Origin of the sequence: Agrobacterium sp. ST15.13.015 (assembly GCF_027871645.1) — a bacterium.
In the GTDB taxonomy this organism is placed as follows: domain Bacteria; phylum Pseudomonadota; class Alphaproteobacteria; order Rhizobiales; family Rhizobiaceae; genus Agrobacterium; species Agrobacterium leguminum.
This window is the reverse complement of the sequence record NZ_JAQAHF010000003.1, coordinates 358,109-372,935: the sequence shown is the minus strand read 5'-3', so window position 1 is coordinate 372,935 and position 14,827 is coordinate 358,109. Positions and strand designations below refer to the sequence as shown.

Here is a 14,827-nt window from a genome sequence, read left to right as displayed (position 1 = left end):
CCCTCAATAAAGACCGCCGTTATTGCCGCTGCTCATCCCTCTTGCCCCCGTGTATCGATCCAGCCCTTCGTAAGAAGTTCGTTTGATAAAAGCGTGCCCCCAAGAAACTCGACTGAATATTGAATACGGCCAGAGGTGTCAGTGAAGATTCCGCTCGGGATGTAAGCTTGTCCTATTTCCTGATTTGCAACCGTCGTGACGAGCGTTGCCAAGTTCCCGCCCGCATTTGCGAAGCGCGTCTGAACGTTGCCCGTAGCGTTTTGCTGCTGCGTGGAAACCATGATCGGCTGAACAACAATTCCGCCGGGAACCGTCAGTGCAAGCAGTGTAGATGCTTGGGCGGCGTTCGAGGTTCTATTCATCACAGCGACGTTGAGTATGAAGGTATTCCCGTTCTGTGTGAACGCCAGAATGGTGCCGCCTGACCTGATGATCGATCCAATGCGGCGCTTGCGGTCGTAGTTGGTGGGCATCGTGGGCGCGGTGGCTGACAGCGAAAATAGAGCATCGACAACGCCTGTATCAGACCGCTGGATTAGCCAGACGTGATAGGTGGCGTTCGTTACCGTTCCTGCGTCAAGTCCGCCATTGTTGGAGCCGACTGCCCACAATGCATCAAGCCGTTTTGTTAGTGAGGCATCACGAGACATGAGGTAAGGAACTGTACCGTCACTCGATGCAGCACCAATAGCGATATCAATATCATTGGCCGCATCCACACCATTATTTGAAAGCGTGAGGCCATAGAGATAGCCAGCGATGAATTTGCCCCCGGGGATGCCATCGAGGAGCGCGTCTGTGAGACTATTTCCGTCCATATCGATGCCACCGGCCATGGTGTCGCCAGCTTTCGAAAGAACGTTCAGGTTTGTTGCGGCCGATGCGGCATTATTCGCGCCCGTGCCTCCCGCGATAACCGGGCGAGCGTAGTTATTGGCTGTCGCCAAATCCTGCAAAGGCTCGTTGTGTTGCGCGGCTATGATGACAGTTCCGGGGATTGCCAAATAGATAGCGGGTAGCGAAAACACGCCGGTCGATGGGTTATACGGCATGGTCATCCCCGTCGACTTCAATGGACACTATCAAGTCAGCATTTCGGCTAAGCGGCATTTCGGGGAAGGCTTCGGTAAACCCTCGTTCCCTGAGGTGACCAAGCGATTTAATCGCCGCCCGCATCGCCTTGCGCAATGCATCTTTCGTGGCGCTGTCATCATCGTCCCAGTTGGGGTAGCCGTGTCGCGTTTCCAATTCCGCAAGGCCATCCGAAAACGCCTGCCAATAAGCTCGGCACATTTCCTCTACAGGTAGAGACTCACCCGTTGCCCACACATCGCGGGTTTGTTCGAAAGCGTGGCGAAGACAACGCGCCGTTTCAATTGCGGCATCTATCCGAGCCAATGGCGGCTTTCCAATCTCGAAACCAAAGGAATCCAGAAAAGCCCGAAATGCAATATCAACGCCGGGGTTTTGGGTTTTGAACATTGACTGCGGTCCCTTATGTTTACAGTGATTTTTTACGCATTTGCTGCAAACTCGGGGATTGGACAGGTGTGGACATCTACAGACCAACAAAAAGCGGAGCAGCGGAGGGCTTAAACCTATCAAGGAAGGAAGCCACAATCGGATTTTCTCGATTGCCAGCGCGTAACATCTCCAAAGCTTGATGGTCTCCTTCGGCAACCATTTCGAGAGCGATAATAGAAATTTGCAGCGGAGCGCCGGCCGCCGATTGGCGGCCTATGCCATGACGACGGCACCACCTGCGAATTGTTTTCGTGCTTACGCGCGCATGATACGCAGCCCGCTTCACGTTGATAATCTCGTCCGGCAGCATTGGAACTGGTTTCACGCGCTCCCCTCCGAATGAGTCAGCAGATACACGGCGACCTGTATTTCCCGGTCTACACATGCCTCAAAAAAACTCGTCACTTGCTCAATCTCGTCTTGAGATAGGTCCGTAGCAGCAAGAAGCCTTCGCATCTCCGCGGATGCGTATTTCAGGCGTTCGCATACTGCTGGCGCGTCCAGATTCTCTCGATGCGTCAAGGCTGTTAGAAGCGCCACATATTCACGCCCAATAATGGCGATAGCTTCGGATGAAACTCCGCTCGGAAAGTGATCTATCGTCACGCTACCCGCCTTTCCCGAAGCCCACACTTCAGCGCATTGCAAGCCAACCGGTCGGCCGCTTCATTGCCGGGAATGCCAGAGTGACCGCGCACCCAATCGATGGAAACCGAAACAGCATCGAGAATTGCGTTCATCTGCTGCCATAGATCGGCGTTCGGCATGAGGTTTTCCCCACGCATCCAGTTCTTGCGCGCCCAGCCGTGCCGCCATTCGTTTGCGCCCTTCACACAATACTGGCTATCGCTGTGAACCTGGGCGGCGGCATATCCGCTCGACTGCATCCAGCGCAGCGCAGCCATGACGGCTTGCATTTCCATGCGGTTGTTCGTGGTCGCTGCATCAGTCCCACTTTCGCTGTGATTGATGGCGCCGTTCTCGATCGCTACGAATGCCCAGCCACCGGGGCCAGGGTTTGGATCGCATGCACCATCAGTGAAGACGTGAAGCCCAGACGAGAAATCAACTTTGGAAGCTGTTGGCTTGCGAGAACGTGGGCATTTGAATTTTGGCTTTGCGCCCTGCCCATCCTCAAAAGCAAAAACACCTTGCGGCATTTTGTCGGTCGATTTGATACCGTCGCTAGTCTCTTTGTCTCTAGTCTCTAGTCTCTTGTGTATCGATACCGTATCGATACCGTATTTCAGGGGCGAATTTGGGGTATTGATACCGTATGCATAGGGTATCAATAGGGTATCGGGGCGTTTTCTGGTCAAAGCTGCGCCCTCCGTTGCATGTAGCCAGTTTGAGCTAAATTCGAGGTGTTGGCCGTCCGCTCGATTGCCTCAATCATTTTCGCACGGGCCGCTTTCACCTTGTCGGGCTTCCTGTTGGCGTCGGTGGTGTAGAACGCGGATTGAACAGTCTCACGAAGTGTGGCGCTTTCGATCTCGGCAATCGCTTTTGTGATGCGCATAGCATGCCTGTCATTCATGGCCGCGTTCATGTCGAACCAACCGCGAATGAACATTTCGCTTGTCTCGCGATCGATCAATACGAGGCCGGAAGCCTCAATTTCCTGTAGCCGCTCGGCGTAATCGTCAGGCGTCCATCCTAAATCATGCTGCGCATATCCTTCCGGCAGGTGGAAACAGCCGGCAGAATTTTGATGCTCGCTCGTCATCAGATAGAGGAAAAGCAATTGGGAGCCGATAGACGGCAGGGCGCGAAAATCTCGGTTGCGCCAAATCTTCGGGGAAACTTTGCTGAAATCTCGCATCAGCCGTACACCTTGCGATTAAGTCGGAAGTTCTGCGCCAGCTTGCACGCCTCGCATGCTTGAAGGGCAGACAGACCGAACTCAGCTTTCAACGTTGGAACCGCCTGGGGCGGCGGCTCCTTCTGTTCGGCAAGCCACTGGGCTGCACGTATGACTTCAGGGTTATTGCTTGGCTCCCTCATGCTGCGACCCTCCCACTCGCAGCCGGCGCCTCAGCCGGGATAATCTCGACTTCGGTTCTAAGGACGTAGCGAGCATGGCTGCCAGGATAGGGCCCACCATGTTTTTCATCGATTGTTTCAATGAGGATGCCGTAGTCTTTGCGCAAGCGGTGAACGTATGCGGAGTGCCGGGGCGCCGGATGGTCAATCGGCGTGACGCCGCGCTCTCCAGCGTCAACGAGAGCTTTAAGCATCCAGCCGAAGCGACCGACAACTTTGAAAGGCTGCCCGTCAGGTAGAACACGGGCGGTGGTGATGATGCGTTTCGTCATGCTGCCAGACCTCCAAGGCCGTGAAGCTGGCAAATGGTCTTCGCATGCCAGAAGGACACGCGGCACCGACGCATGACGGACTTGACCGCCAGCAATTCAGATTGATTTTCAGGGATGGATTCTGTAGGGTTCCAAGTATCAAGCCCAGCCAGAGCATTGATATTGAAACCCGGTTTTGCGCCTGCCAGCGCGGCCGGGTTTTCCGTTTTCATGGGAAACCTCAGGCGGCGCGCTGGTGCTTCGCGGCCTCAATGACGCCGAGAATGTCTGAAAGAGGAAAGCGGGTGATTCCACCAAATGTCAGGGGTTTAGGAATTATGCCCTTGCGTACATAAGTCCACACCGTTTGCCGGGAAACCCCGAAATACTCACCTGCCTCCCTATCTGTGAGGAGGCGTTCTGACTTGTTGTCTGCGGAAATGTTCATGTCGTGCCCTCGTTTACGAGTTTGTCCAAAGGCGAAGTGCGCCTTTACGAGAACCGACAATGAAGCTGGCTGCGAATGATTAGGAGTAACGGAACCTCTATAATCGAGAAGGGGGTTTTGTTACCCTAGGAGCCATTTAGGAACGTGGGTAGACACCGCACTGGCGGGTATGCGGGCCTTTAATGCGTCAACAGCTGTGCGGATAGCGCGCGTGAAATTCTCATCTTCTCCTAGCGCACCAGCGTCTCGCCATGCAGCGCTGACGAAGTCTTCAAACAGATTCGGCTGACCGTTAGAGCCCGCTTGTTTCCCGGGCACGCGACCAGTCAAGCCGATCCACGTTTCCGCGAGCGATAGTGTAAAGGCCGCCTTGTCGCGCCGGCCTGGATTGTTGTTGTTCGACATGGCGGATAAGCGTGCGGCCGCAAATATTTCTAGTCCATGCAAAAGCTCATCAGCATGGAACAGCGTTCGAGAGTCATCGCGGGCTTCTGCAAGGGGAAGAGATGATTTGTTCCCTACGTGATATTGGGTGAGGAGCGGAATGATTGGCGTTTCATATCGTTGCGGAGCGATAAATTTGAGGAGCTCCCTAACAGCAACTGCCGCCCGTTTGGCATGTTCTTCCGTTCTTTTCCAATCATCACCAGAGTATTGCTCATTTTGCAGATGCAACGCCATCTCCGCTTGAGTGGCTGCGTTTTCTAGCGCGCGGCGGAATACTAATTGCATGCTCGGTTCAGAGTCCCAGCGTGGGTGCAGGCGCGGCATGTGATTGTTGCTCGGATTTCGGAGTTTTTGCAGAAACCCATCAATTTCGAAATGACTAGCTGACGAGTAAATGATTTCGTTTAGGTCGCTTCTGCCAAATTTCGCTTCCACTCTTATCCTATCCTTCCGCGACCAGTCGCAAGACTTTGCCACCCTTACCTGTCACATGTTTTGCCCAGCGCTCAAGAAGCTTCCGGCGCTGTTCCAAGAAATCAGTGCGCCGATATGCGCGTTCCACCTTACCGCCTACGGTATGTCCTAGCGTCGTCTCTGCAATATCGTGCGGAGTCTCAGTGGCTTCCGCAATCCAGTCTCGCAACGAAGATCGGAAGCCATGCGGGCGATACGGCATCTTGTCCCGTTCCATCAGTCTCGCCATTGTGGCGTCTGATATAACTCCCTTTTTGATGCTAGGGAAAAGGAACCCATTGCGCGAGAGCGGCTTAGCCGCCTCTACAATTTCCAGTGCTTCCGGGGTCAGCGGAACACGAAAATCCAGCGTCTTCCCCTTCCGACCCTTCATCACTTCCGCAGGTATGATCCACACATCGCCCTCAATCTGGTCAACATTTAGAAAGCGCAGCGGCCGCGAACGGACGCCCGTGAGGATGAGAAGGCGCAAGGCGAGGTGCGTTATAGAGCCATCGGACAAGCGCTCGTAGAAGTCGGGCACATCTTTCCATGGCATCGCCGGAATATTCACAGCATCGTGTCGTTGTTGGCCTAGCAATGCGCGTGCTTTCGTCGTCGCCTGGATGTCTACGTCCAAGCCAAGCGCCGCCGCGTGTTTCAGACAAAGACTGAGACGGTTGAGCGCCTTCAGCGCCGTGGGGGCTTTCGCGTGCCAGATAGGTAAAAGAACGTCTCTAATAGCAATCTGATCTATCTCAGCGACTGGTGTTTTCCCTAGTTTGGGAAGGATGTGCCGCTCAAGAGGAGTGAACCAGCGTCCGGCCTTGCCATCGCGTTTTAGTTCAGCCTTCCGACTTTCGAAAGCATCATTGGCGACGTCCTTTAGGAGATGCAATCGTTTGATCGCCTCTCGCTTGTCTTTCCCGCGCTGGATAATCGGATCTAGGCCGGACCGGACCACAGCGCGCCAACGCTCAGCCTCGTCACGAGCTTCCTTTAATGAGACATCTGAAATCGAGCCCAGCCCCATCTCTCTACGCCGGCCATGAACCGTCACACGTAGAACCCATTGACCGCCGCCGTCTTCACGCTTGAACAGCCAAAGGCCGCCCCCATCGGCGTATTTGCCTGCGCCGGCATTCTTAACTCCAAGGGCTGAAAGTCTATTTAGGGTGCGCGTCATCGATCCACCTTCTAATCCACCTTATTAGGCGCGACTTGACGATACCACATACTACATAAACAGACATGATTTTACAGCAGAATGCCGACAATCGCGCTTTTATCAGACAGAATATGACAGATGACTACCATACTTTACCTGTATTCAATTCCTCTCGTGGACGCCAATTTCCTGCAAAACGCAGCAAAAACAATGTTATAGTTTGAGCGCGGCCCAGCGCGGCTGATAGCCGTTTGGCAGGTCTCTACTTCGACCGGAGTCTTAGTGACATCCTTCACGAACACGAGAAATTAAAAGCTTCAAAAGGGAACGTTGAAAGCGGGCAATTGCTTCCTATTTCCTATCTGTGATGATGAAGCGCCTGTCAAAATTAGTTGCGCTAGAGGAAGGAGATTTGATGATCGACGAATATGGTCCATATGTGCAGATGTCCACGCTTGGAGAACAGATGGCTGCCTGCTACCAGACGGATACAAATCTCTTACTGGAACCGCATCTGGCGCATTACATGGACGAGGTGGAGGTCAATATCGCCGCCGATAGTTTTAATCACGTTGGCTTTCTGAACAACATCACAAGCCGGCTACAGGTGACACTGACGGCAACGACCAATCCCAGGCGCCGGGAATTTCTACAAGCCGTTGTGGCTTCGCTTCAGCAGCGGATCCACCGCCATTCACTCGATGTGGCGTAATAGAACTTAGGCACATCATCTTCGTCGTCACTCTTGTACAATTGCTTGCTACATATCTTTGTCAAGACGGCGAAAAAGAACTGACGAGACGCTCGAGGCGCTGTCTGACACAAGCCCGGGGCAACCCCTTGTGGAGTTGGACATCCCTGCTATTCGACGAAAACCCGCACGCTCGAGGCGCGGCCGTCGGCGTCGATAACCGTCAGTGTGGAAAATCCCTGGCCTTCCGGCCGCCATTCGCTGTTGCGGCGATGGGAAGCGTTCGGCAAAGGCAAACCATTGGCGAGCCAGCGGAAGGGCGCCCGCCCGCCCTGCAGCTTCAGTACCAGCGGCGAGATGCCCGACTGGCCAGAAAGCTCCACCCGCGCGCCTTCCGGCGGGTAAACGATGCGCGGGGCGCTTTCACGTCTTGAAGCAGAAAGCAGGCCGCTGGCCGTCGTGGTAAAACGCCGCTGGTTGGCGGGGAGGTCATTGACCCCGACCCGCGCGACACCGGAAGGTGCGGCCGGCATCGGCGTGATCGCCACGCCGGATTTTTCGAAAGCCTCGAACAGGATCGGGGCGGCTGTCGCATAACCGGCAATGCCCGGCACCGCGCCATTGTCGGCCCGGCCGACCCAGACGCCGACCACATGCCGCCCGTCATACCCCACCGACCAGGCATCGCGATAGCCATAGCTGGTGCCGGTCTTGTAGGCGATGCCGCGCTGTTTCATGCCGAGCGGCGGCAGCACGCCGGAGAGGATATCGGAGATGTTCCAGATCGCGGCATCGGAGAATAACCGGTCCCCCTCCAGCCGTTCCGGGGCGGATCGGACGCCGTCTCCAAGCCGCACGGGATCGCCGCCGCCGGCAAGCCCCGCATAGAGCTGCACCAGATCGACCAGCGAAACACCCGCGCCGCCAAGGGCGATGGCAAGCCCGGGCGCTTCATTGGCGGGAAGAACGAGTTTGACGCCCACCCGCCGGAACCGCACCATCAGCGCCGAGGGGCTGACGGCATCCAGCAGCTTGACGGCAGGCACATTGAGCGACAGTTGCAGCGCCTGCCGGATGCTGACATCGCCCTGATAATGCATGTCGAAATTGCGCGGCCTGTAACCGGAAAAGTCGGCCGGGCGATCCTCGATGATGGTTTCCTGCCCGACAAGACCGTCTTCGAAGGCAAGGCCGTAGATGAATGGCTTGAGGGTGGAGCCCGGCGAGCGAACGGCCCGGCTCATCTCCACGAAACCGCGTCTTGCCGTATCGAGATAATCCGCCGAGCCCACTTCCGCCAGAATATCGCCGCTCTGCGCATCCGCCATGACGATGGCGACGGAGACCCTGTCGCCGAGCTTTTCCGCCGCATGGCGGGCGACACCCTCCAGCTCCCGCTGGATCAGCAGCTTCAGCGTGGAGCGCACCTCGGCAGTATTCGGGAATTTCACCCGTGCGGCGACGGCCATATGCGGCGCATAGGCCGGCAGGTCCCGCCGGTTGGCGGGCACATTCGCAAGCGCCGACCGTTCCGCCTCCCCCTCACCCACCACGCGTTCCACGGCAAGCCGTTGCAGCACACGCTCCCGCGCCTGCTTCGCCGCCTCCGGAAAACGATCCGGACGGCGCTTTTCCGGCAATTGCGGCAACGCGACAAGCAGGGCCGCCTCCGCCGTATCGAGGCGGCCCGGTTCCTTGCCGAACCAGGCGAGGCTTGCGGCGCGAATGCCTTCGAGATTGCCGCCATAAGGCGCGATATTCAGATAGAGATCGAGGATTTCCGCCTTGCTGAGCCTTCTTTCGATCTGGAGCGCGCGCGCGGCCTGCAGGAATTTCGCCGAGAACGACCGGTCGGCGCGCGGCTCGATCAGCCGCGCCACCTGCATGGAAAGCGTCGATGCGCCGGAAACGATCCGGCCGTTGCTGGCCAATTGCCAGGCGGAGCGCAAAAGCGCCCAGGGATCGACCCCGTGATGATCGTAGAAACGCTGGTCTTCATAGGCCACCAGCATGCGCAGGAACTGTGGGTCGACTTCGGCGGCCGAGGTTTTCAGCCGCCAGCGGCCATCGGGTGTCGCAAAAGCGCGCAGCAGCTTGCCGTCACGATCCAGAACCTCGAAGGATCGTTGCTGCGCAGCGTCCAGCGGCGGCGGATAGGCCGTGTCCAGCGCATTAAGACCGAAGGCCGCGCCGCCCATAAGCAACGCGGCCGTCACGATGCCGACAATGATCGCCTTCTTCCGCCTCATGGGTTTGCCGAGCGCACCTCCATGCGGCCGGTTGCCGTGCGGGCGGCAAATTGCGGCCGGTACATATCCTCAACCGAAGCTGCCGGATGATCGTAGGTGCCGGGGGTAACGGCGCGGACCACATAGGCAAGGGCAATTTCCGAACTGTCGCCGGCCGAGCGGTCGAAGGCCGCCACGAAACGGTCGTAGCGGAATTCCGTATGCGCCGCTTCCGTTTCCGGCAGCCAGTCGAAATTCGAAAGCTCAGCCGAATTGACGAGGCTCGGATTGTCGATTTCGAAACCGGAGGGCAGCAGGTCGGTCACCAGAATGCGCGACTGCCAGTTATTCTGCGGCACCACATTCAGCACCACGACATAACGCTCGTTCTGGACCACCTCGCTCGGATTCACCTCCTCGCCATCCATGGAATAATAGGTGCGGGTGATGGTGAAGCCTTCGCCGCCGGCGGCAAGCGGCTGCGCCGGCGGCGCCACCGTGGTGACGACGGCCGTGACCGGATCGGCCGAGGCATTGGCGATCTTCAAGGGTGCGGCCAGCAGTTCATCGCCGCTCATCCGCTTGCCGAAGCCGCCAGTCTGCAGATCGCCGTTCACATCGAGACGGATATCCTTGTCTTCGCCTTTGACGGCGCGGGCGGCCAGCAGCATCCATGCCTGTTCCTGGGTGCTGGTATAGGGCTTCTTTTCCCATTCCTTCGCCACCGCTCCGGCAAGCTGCGGCACGACGGCCGGAACCGGCCGGCTTTCCGCGGCAAGCGCCAGCGTCGCCGCGCCGTCACGCAGGGCGGAGCCATAATCCGCGCGCGAGAAACTGACATTGGTGGTGCGGCTTGCCATGTCGAGCGAAGCGCCGAATACGGCCTTCGAACGGGCCTGATCGCCATAAAGCGAGAGGGCGGCGGCAACCTGCGCCTTGGCGAGCGGTGTGGCGAAATCGGCCAGCGCCGTATCCGCGTAATAACGCAGATCGTTGATCGCCGCCTTGCGGTTGCGCGCCAGCACATAAAGCGAATAGGCGATCTCGTTGCCGCGATCCTTGACATTGCTGTCATAGGAAAGACCGTTTTGCAGGTTGTTCAGCGCCTGCACCATGGCTGCTTCGGGCACATCGTAATTCTGCTCACGCGCCCTTGTCAGGAAGTCGCTGATATAGGCATCGAGCCACAGATCGCCGTAACCCGGCGACCAGAGGCCGAAGCTGCCGGAACTCGACTGGTAGGACAGCACGCGGTAGATCGCCTCCTGCACGCGCTTGCGGGTATCGGGGTCTTCTGCAAGGCCGCTATCCTTCATCAGTTCCGAAACGTAAAGCAGCGGCAAAGCGCGGCTCGTCGTTTGCTCGGCGCAGCCGTAAGGATATTTGTCCAGCATCATCACCAGCGCCGGAATATCAAAGGCGGGCGAGCGCGTGACATTGACCGCGACGGAAGAGCCGAGAAGCATGCTGTCCGCCAGAAGATCGCCATTGATCGTCAGGCTGCTATTGGGCGCGATCTTGATTTCGCGCCGCGTCGTCACCGGCAGAACGGCCGGACGTACCGGAACGTTCAGAACCTGCTCCAGTGAAAGACCGGCGGCATTGGAAACCTTGATGGTGATCGCGCCATTGCCGGGCTGTTCGCCCGTAAGCGGGACCGTCAGCGAAGACTTGCCGCCTTTCTGAAGCGCGAGAGTTTGCGACATCTCGCCCTGATCGACCGTCAATGCGGTATTGCTGGTCACATCCAGCCGGTAATCGCCGGGCTCGCCATCGGTATTGGCGATATCGAGCCGCAATTGCGAGACATCGCCGGGAGCGAGGAATTTCGGCGCGCTGGCCGTGACCACGACAGGATCGCGAATGATGGCGTCGGAGACGGCATGTCCCACGCCTGTCTTCGTCCAGGCCACCGCCATGATGCGGGCCGTGCCGTTGAACTGCGGAATATCGAAGCTCACCGTCGCCTTGCCGTCTGCGTCGAGTTCGACCGGACCGGCAAAGAAGGCCACGAGCTTTTCCGTGGGTGGGCTGCCCTGAAGGGCTGCCTGCCCGCCGTCACCGCCAGTGCGCAACCGGCCGGTGGCGCCGAGCGAACCGTCGATCAGGCGGCCATAGAGGTCGCGGATTTCCAGCCCCAGCCGGCGCTGGCCGAAATACCATTCATCCGGCTTCGGCGGCTCATAGCGGGTAAGGTTCAATATGCCGACATCGACGGCCGCAACGATGGCATAGGCCTTTTCGCCCACGTCGGCACCGGCAACGGTGATCGGAATTTCAAGCGGCTGGCGCGGCAGCGTTTTCTGCGGCGCACCGAGCGTGACGGCAAGTTTGCGCTCGGCCGGATCGACGGCGAGCCATTTGATGCCGATGGCGCGCATCGGCATACGGCTTTCCTGCGCATCGCCGGGACGGAACAGCGTGGCCGTCACATAAGCGCCCGCACCCCATTCCTCGGTGACGGGAATGTCGATCTCGCCGCCATCCTCGCCGATCTCGGCATTCTGCACGGCAATCAGCTTTTCCGAACCCGAAGTCACCATCAACTCGCCGGCAAAACGCGAGGAAACCTTGAGTTTGGCCGTATCGCCGATCTTGTAGCTCTGCTTGTCGAGAGCGATTTCCAGCGCATCCGGCGTTTCCGTCGAGCTTGCCTCGACATAAAAACCGGCATCGAACTCAACGCTGGAAACAGGCGCGCCGTTGCCGGCGCCCTCCACTTCCAGCCGATAGCGGCCCCAGGTAACGGGCACGGAAATCTCGCCGCCATTGGCATCGACCGAAAGCGTACCTGCTTCCTGCTGCTTGGTATATTCCACCGGTTCGTAACGCCAGGAGTTGCCCTGACGATACCATTGATAGTTCCTCTCAACCTTGATGAGCTTCCAGTTGAGGCCGTTCATCGCCTGTCTGGCGCCATCGGCGCTGACACCGATGATGTGGAAACGACCAACGGAATTCTGGGCGAGATCGCCGGAAAATTGCGGTTTGATACCGATGACCGGCGCTTCAGCCTTGATGGGCAGCGTCAGGGAGCGCTCCACGGCGCGGCCGCCGGCCTCGCGCATGCGCACGGTGATGTTGGCGGAAAGAAGCTGCGTTGTGGATGGCAGATCGGTCAGATCGATATTGAAGCTCGCCTTGCCCTCTTCGTCCAGCGCCGGCAGATCGGCAAGCGTGGTGCGGTTTTCCTCTTCGCTCTCCTCATCGGCCAGACCGAAGAAATAACCTTCGAAATCGGCGCTGGTGCGCGTCGGTTTGATGGCGACCTCGCCCTCCAGCGTCAAGCCGGCAGCGGGCGCGCCATAGAGATAACGGCCATCGACATCGATTGCCGTTTCCGCGCCAGGGTCGATCTGCTTTGCCTTGCTGGAAAGATCGAACTCGGTGCGATCAGGCACGAAATCATCGACGAGGAAGCTCTTTTCGCTGATCGCAGGCGTTTTCGGATCGGTATGGATGCGCAATGTCCAGGTGCCGCGCATCGCATTTGCCTGCAACGGCAGATCGACCGCATGGCCGCCCAGCGCCTTGCCGTCGCTGACGAAACGCCGGTCCTCGACACCATCCGGGCGCGAGAAGATGAAAGTGAGCGGCAGATCCTCGATTGCCTTGCCGTCGACATCGCGGGCAAGGGCTGCGGCATGCACGGTCTCGCCGGCGCGGTAGATGCCGCGTTCCGTCCAGCTGAACACGTCGATGGCGCCGGGGGCTGCACGGCCCGTCACGCCGCGATCCGAAAGATCGAAGCCGGCGCGGGTCATGTCGAGGAAGACGTAGTCCTTGTCGCCGTTGCGCGCCGTCAGGATCGCAGGCGCCTGCGCCGCCGTGCCGCGCATCAGGCCAGCCGAGAACACCGCGCGGCCGTCCGCATCCGTCTTCGCGGTGCCCAGCACCTCGTTATTCTTGGCGAGCAGCTGCAAATCCACATCTACCAACGGCTTGGCGCTGCCAAGTGCACGGACAAAGACATTCAGACCATCGGTTCCGGCATAGGTGGTGATGCCGGTATCGGAAACCAGGAACCATTGCGTGGCGCGCGAATCCCAGGTTTCCGGCGCGGTGCCCGGCGGTACGGCGGTCAGCACATAAATGCCGGGCTTGCGCTCCGGCAGGGCCTCGTCCACCGGGAAGCTCGTCACCACATCCTTGTTGAGATCGGGCTGGATATCGATCGAGCCCTGCCAGACAAGCTCGCCAATTTCGTTTTCGATACGGTCGGCATTGTAGCCGTCCATCTGCGTCAGAAACTGCGAGTTTGAAAGAAGCGAGGTGATGTTGCGGTCGCCGACGCGATAAAGCTTCAGGTCGGCCTTGTCGGCATTGACAGAGACGATTGGAATACCGCGGCGCGCCGTGCCCGGCAGCACGAAATTCTCGCCGGTGAAGCGCACACTGGCGGCGCGGTCACGCACATAGATATCGAGATCGACCTGCTTTTCGAGAGGCTCTTCCACCGAAGACGGCAGGCCGGCGCGAAACGCGATCTTGTAACGCTGGCCATGGGTCAGGCCTTCCACGCAAATCTCGCTGCCCTTCGCCTCGATGGCCTTGGGGGCTGCCCCATCGAGCGTGATGAAGGAGGAATAATCGACGCCGTTCTTCACCAGCGGCTCGGAAAACTGCACGCAGGCGCGCGGGCTGATGCTATCGGTATCCACGGTATTGTTGATGACGCGGAAACCCTGCCGCGTGCGCAGATCCGCATAGGCCGCCTTTGTCTGTGCATTGTCGGTAAGCGCAAGGCTTTCCTTATAGGCATTGAGTGCCGCGCGATAATTCTGGGTTCGCTCAAAAGCCTTCGCCAGCCGGTTCAGGGCCTCGGTGCGGGCGCTAACCGTGCGGCTGAGCTGGTAGGCATTGATGGCAGCGGAAGCGGCTTGTCCCGCTATCGAATAATTATCGGTGACCTGCGCGGCCTTTTCCGACAATTCCGCCCAGAGCGCGCCATCGTCAGGTGTGATCGCAAGCGCCTGTTTATAGGTCGTGACTGCATCGGGAATATTGCCAGCGGCTGCCTGCTGGCGCGCCGTTTCCACGAGGGCTTCCAGGCCCTGTTCGCCCTCACCCCCATTTGCCGCAAGGCCGGATTTCAGCCGGCGCGCTTCCTGCTGCAGGCTGTCGATCACGAAGGACAGGCGCTGCGGTGCGCCGATATCGGCTTCCGCGGCCACTTCCACAATCTTGCCGGCAACTGCGCCAGGGAAGGCGTTCAGCTGATTGAAATCCGACTTAAGGAAGCACCATTTCACCTTGGGATTGTAGGTAAAGGCCTTGCAGGTGGTATCGCCGACGCAAATCTCGCCGCATTGCTCCAGCGAGACATTTTGCTCCGTTCTGAGATCGAAGCCGAAATAATCGCCATTTTGGGTCGTAACGACCTTGCGGGAGGGTTCCGCCGCCATGGCTGGCGGAAAAAACAGGGCGGTTGAGACCGCAACCAGCGAAATCCGGACGAGCGCGCGCAACGACATCAGTTTTCTCCCCGCAACAGACATGTCGGGCGGGACTCTGGTCAAATCCACGCATGGTTGTCAACGCATCTTCGTCAATTCGCGACACGCAATGTGTGAA

The 14,827-nt window shown here is 58.4% G+C and carries 13 protein-coding genes; 1 reads left to right on the top strand and 12 read right to left on the bottom strand.

Annotation, left to right across the window (positions count from 1 at the left end; translation table 11 throughout):
• Positions 1-32 precede the first annotated feature (32 nt).
• The 10 genes from PIB16_RS06950 to PIB16_RS06905 form a co-directional block, all read right to left on the bottom strand.
• Positions 33-1,052: a hypothetical protein gene (locus tag PIB16_RS06950; protein ID WP_271045270.1), complete on the bottom strand. Its 1,020-nt coding sequence runs from the start codon at positions 1,050-1,052 to the stop codon at positions 33-35.
• Positions 1,042-1,482 (bottom strand): hypothetical protein, encoded by a 441-nt coding sequence (locus tag PIB16_RS06945; RefSeq protein WP_271045269.1) that lies wholly within the window; start codon positions 1,480-1,482, stop codon positions 1,042-1,044. The genes PIB16_RS06950 and PIB16_RS06945 overlap by 11 nt, the downstream gene beginning before the upstream one ends.
• A 76-nt stretch (positions 1,483-1,558) precedes the next feature.
• A complete protein-coding gene (locus PIB16_RS06940) occupies positions 1,559-1,849 on the bottom strand; it encodes a hypothetical protein (protein WP_271045268.1) in 291 nt (96 codons plus the stop codon).
• A gap of 277 nt (positions 1,850-2,126) precedes the next feature.
• Positions 2,127-2,843, bottom strand: a complete 717-nt coding sequence (locus PIB16_RS06935) for a ribonuclease H family protein (RefSeq protein WP_271045267.1) — start codon at positions 2,841-2,843, stop codon at positions 2,127-2,129.
• Complete coding sequence (locus PIB16_RS06930; RefSeq protein ID WP_271045266.1) at positions 2,840-3,346, bottom strand: hypothetical protein; 507 nt, start codon at positions 3,344-3,346, stop codon at positions 2,840-2,842. Before PIB16_RS06930 ends, PIB16_RS06935 begins: the two co-directional genes overlap by 4 nt.
• Positions 3,347-3,524: 178 nt before the next feature.
• On the bottom strand, positions 3,525-3,839 hold the full coding sequence (locus PIB16_RS06925; RefSeq protein ID WP_271045265.1) for a winged helix domain-containing protein: 315 nt from the start codon (positions 3,837-3,839) through the stop codon (positions 3,525-3,527).
• Positions 3,836-4,051, bottom strand: a complete 216-nt coding sequence (locus PIB16_RS06920; RefSeq protein ID WP_271045264.1) for a hypothetical protein — start codon at positions 4,049-4,051, stop codon at positions 3,836-3,838. The genes PIB16_RS06925 and PIB16_RS06920 overlap by 4 nt, the downstream gene beginning before the upstream one ends.
• 8 nt (positions 4,052-4,059) lie before the next feature.
• Complete coding sequence (locus PIB16_RS06915) at positions 4,060-4,266, bottom strand: helix-turn-helix transcriptional regulator (protein WP_271045263.1); 207 nt, start codon at positions 4,264-4,266, stop codon at positions 4,060-4,062.
• 120 nt (positions 4,267-4,386) lie between these two features.
• Positions 4,387-5,148, bottom strand: coding sequence for a hypothetical protein (locus PIB16_RS06910; RefSeq protein ID WP_271045262.1), 762 nt, complete (start codon positions 5,146-5,148; stop codon positions 4,387-4,389).
• 7 nt (positions 5,149-5,155) lie between these two features.
• Positions 5,156-6,352 (bottom strand): tyrosine-type recombinase/integrase, encoded by a 1,197-nt coding sequence (locus tag PIB16_RS06905; protein ID WP_271045261.1) that lies wholly within the window; start codon positions 6,350-6,352, stop codon positions 5,156-5,158.
• Between the two features lie 397 nt (positions 6,353-6,749).
• Between PIB16_RS06905 and PIB16_RS06900 the strand changes: the two genes are divergently transcribed.
• Positions 6,750-7,046: a hypothetical protein gene (locus PIB16_RS06900; RefSeq protein ID WP_065656415.1), complete on the top strand. Its 297-nt coding sequence runs from the start codon at positions 6,750-6,752 to the stop codon at positions 7,044-7,046.
• Positions 7,047-7,195: 149 nt separating this feature from the next.
• Here PIB16_RS06900 and pbpC read toward each other — a convergent pair whose 3' ends face one another.
• Both pbpC and PIB16_RS06890 read right to left on the bottom strand, forming a co-directional pair.
• A complete protein-coding gene (gene pbpC, locus PIB16_RS06895; protein WP_271045260.1) occupies positions 7,196-9,274 on the bottom strand; it encodes a penicillin-binding protein 1C in 2,079 nt (692 codons plus the stop codon).
• The gene (locus PIB16_RS06890) at positions 9,271-14,727 is read right to left on the bottom strand and encodes an alpha-2-macroglobulin family protein (RefSeq protein ID WP_271045259.1); all 5,457 of its coding nucleotides are present in this window, start codon (positions 14,725-14,727) and stop codon (positions 9,271-9,273) included. The genes pbpC and PIB16_RS06890 overlap by 4 nt, the downstream gene beginning before the upstream one ends.
• Positions 14,728-14,827 lie beyond the last annotated feature (100 nt).

Excerpts from the sequence above, each read along its gene's own strand:
- PIB16_RS06950 (WP_271045270.1), bottom strand. The coding sequence starts at position 1,052 with ATGCCGTATAACCCATCGACCGGCGTGTTTTCGCTACCCGCTATCTAT.
- PIB16_RS06945 (WP_271045269.1), bottom strand. The coding sequence starts at position 1,482 with ATGTTCAAAACCCAAAACCCCGGCGTTGATATTGCATTTCGGGCTTTT.
- PIB16_RS06930 (WP_271045266.1), bottom strand. The coding sequence starts at position 3,346 with ATGCGAGATTTCAGCAAAGTTTCCCCGAAGATTTGGCGCAACCGAGAT.
- PIB16_RS06925 (WP_271045265.1), bottom strand. The coding sequence starts at position 3,839 with ATGACGAAACGCATCATCACCACCGCCCGTGTTCTACCTGACGGGCAG.
- PIB16_RS06920 (WP_271045264.1), bottom strand. The coding sequence starts at position 4,051 with ATGAAAACGGAAAACCCGGCCGCGCTGGCAGGCGCAAAACCGGGTTTC.
- PIB16_RS06915 (WP_271045263.1), bottom strand. The coding sequence starts at position 4,266 with ATGAACATTTCCGCAGACAACAAGTCAGAACGCCTCCTCACAGATAGG.
- PIB16_RS06905 (WP_271045261.1), bottom strand. The coding sequence starts at position 6,352 with ATGACGCGCACCCTAAATAGACTTTCAGCCCTTGGAGTTAAGAATGCC.
- PIB16_RS06900 (WP_065656415.1), top strand. The coding sequence starts at position 6,750 with ATGATCGACGAATATGGTCCATATGTGCAGATGTCCACGCTTGGAGAA.
- pbpC (WP_271045260.1), bottom strand. The coding sequence starts at position 9,274 with ATGAGGCGGAAGAAGGCGATCATTGTCGGCATCGTGACGGCCGCGTTG.
- PIB16_RS06890 (WP_271045259.1), bottom strand. The coding sequence starts at position 14,727 with ATGTCGTTGCGCGCGCTCGTCCGGATTTCGCTGGTTGCGGTCTCAACC.